This window comes from Actinomadura logoneensis (genome assembly GCF_003428695.1).
Classification (GTDB): Bacteria; Actinomycetota; Actinomycetes; order Streptosporangiales; family Streptosporangiaceae; genus Spirillospora; species Spirillospora logoneensis.
In genome coordinates, this window is sequence record NZ_QURH01000621.1 from 1 (window position 1) to 2,251 (window position 2,251).

Here is a 2,251-nt window from a genome sequence, read left to right on the forward strand (position 1 = left end):
CGCCCGGCCGGACGGCTCCGGCGCTCGGCTGGCCGGTTCCGGTGCTCGGCGCGGGCGGGACGGCGGCCTCGTCGAAGCGGGCCAGCCAGGCCCGCAGGACCGCCTCGTCGTCCTGGTCGTCCCCCTCGGGCTCCCCGAGGAGCGCGGACGCGCGCGCGGCGCGGGCCAGCTCCCGCCGGGGCGCCAGCCGGACGGGCGGGACCACCATCTCCTCGGTCCGCCGCAGGTAGTCCTCGGTGCGCGCGAACCGCTCGGCCTCGGGCAGCGCCTCGAACCCGGCGACCCAGCGCTCGACGGCCCCGGAGTCCGCGGTGTCCACGCCGTCCTCGTTCATCATCCCGGCGACGACCTCGGCCGCCGCCCGCCGCTCGTCGGTGTCGGTCTCGGCAACGATCCGCGCGAACGCGGGCGCGACCGCCTCCAGCTCCGCCTCGAGCGCCGCGGCCCGGCCGGGCGGGAGCGCGCCCGTCTCGTCCAGGCAGGCGAACAGCGACCGCAGCGCCCCGAGGATCGACGGGACCTCGCCCGCCTCGGCCACCACCGTCTCGGGGAAGACCTCCAGCAGCAGCGCCCGCAGGACCGCGGGGGTCAGGCCGTCCGGGCCGGTGAGGCCCAGCTCCTCGCGCGCGAGGTCGAGCAGCAGCTCCGCGCCCTCGACGTCCACGTCGCCGTGCTCGTGAGAATCATGGTGTTCCCGCCCGTGCCCGGTTCCGGGCGCCTCGCCCGGCGCGGCGACGCGGCCGTCCGCCCACTCGGCGAACCGGTCCGCGACGTCCCGCACCCATGCGTCCCGTGCCCCTGTGTCGTCGCCCACACGGCAACCCTAGGACTCAGATGAGTTCGAGGGGGTCCATCTGAACGCGGACGTACTCGGTCGTTTTCCGGGCACTGCGGACGCCCTGCCCGGCCTGGAGCTCGCGGGCCAGCGGCAGGCCGTCGGCGCGCGGCACCCGGACCAGGGCGCGCTCCCGGGGCCGCTGCCCCGGCTGGAGCTGCTCGCTGACCGGAACCGGCCCCAGCACCTCGGCGGACGGGGGCAGGCGCGCGTCCTCCAGCAGCTCGCGGATCGCGGCCGGGGTCGCGGTCAGCGACGCCATCCGGAACGCGGGCGGGAACCCGGCCTCGCGCCGCTCGGCCAGCTCCCGCTCGGCGAAGGTGACCGGGTCCCAGCGGATCAGCGCCTGGACGGCGGGCAGCGCGCCGTCGGCCGAGACCACGACCTGCCCGCCCGGACGGACGAGCGCGGCGGCGTTCATCCACCGGCGCAGGCTCTCCTCGGCGGCGCGCAGGTCGGCGCGGCCGAGCAGGGCCCAGCCGTCCAGCAGCAGGGCCGCGGCGTACCCGTCCTCGGCGACCGGTTCGGCGCCTGGCGTGGACACGACCAGCGCCCGGCCGGGACCGACCGTGTCCAGGACGCCGTCGCGGCCGGACGTCCGCACGACCGCGCCGGGGAACGCCCGGCCCAGTTCCTCGGCGGTGCGGCGGGCCCCGACGACGACCGCCCGGAGCTGGAAGAAGCCGCATTCCGGGCAGTGCCAGTTGCCCGCGATCCGCCCGCACCAGCGGCAGTACGGCGCGGCGTGGGCGGACGTCAGCGCCAGCGGGCCCTGGCAGGCCGCGCAGTGCGCCGTCGTCCGGCAGCGCTGGCACGCCAGGGCGGGCAGGTACCCGCGCCGGGGCACCTGGACCAGCACCGGCCCCTGCTCCAGCGCCCGGCGGGCCGTGTCGAACGCCAGGTGCGGCAGCCGGGCGGCCCGGGCGGCCTCGTCGCGGGCCATGTCGACGTCGTCCCCGACCGGCCGGACGCGCGGCATCGCCGCCCGGACCGTCTCCCGGTCGGCGGTCAGGGCGTGCGCCCAGCCGGTCTCCACCAGCACGGTCGCCTCGGTCGTGCGGGTGTAGCCGCCGATCAGCGCGGCGGCCTGCGAACGGTGTGCGCGCAGCGCCAGCACCTCGCGCGGGTGCGGGTAGGGCGCGTGCGGCTCGGCGTGCACGTCGTCCCCGTCGTCCCACAGGACGACCAGGCCGAGGTCGCGGACCGGCGCGAACGTCGCCGCCCGCGTCCCGACGACCGCCCGCACCGCGCCGCGCCGGACCGCCAGCCAGCGCCGGTACCGCTCGGTGGGGCCGAGGTCGGCGGTGAGCGCGACGTGGCGCCCGTCGCCCAGCTCCTCGGCGAGCGCCGCGTCGACCCGGGCCACGTCCCGGCCGTCGGCGAGGACGACCAGCGCCCCGCGCCCGGCGGCCAGCG

At 78.7% G+C, this 2,251-nt stretch carries 2 protein-coding genes; both read right to left on the reverse strand.

Annotated features, from left to right (window positions below; translation table 11 throughout):
• On the reverse strand, positions 1 to 814 hold an 814-nt coding region (locus DZF91_RS24785), incomplete at its 3' end, for a hypothetical protein (RefSeq protein WP_199486862.1).
• Positions 815 to 830: 16 nt separating this feature from the next.
• Positions 831 to 2,251 (reverse strand): primosome assembly protein PriA (locus DZF91_RS24790; RefSeq protein WP_117359665.1); only part of this gene is annotated, 1,421 nt, incomplete at its 5' end.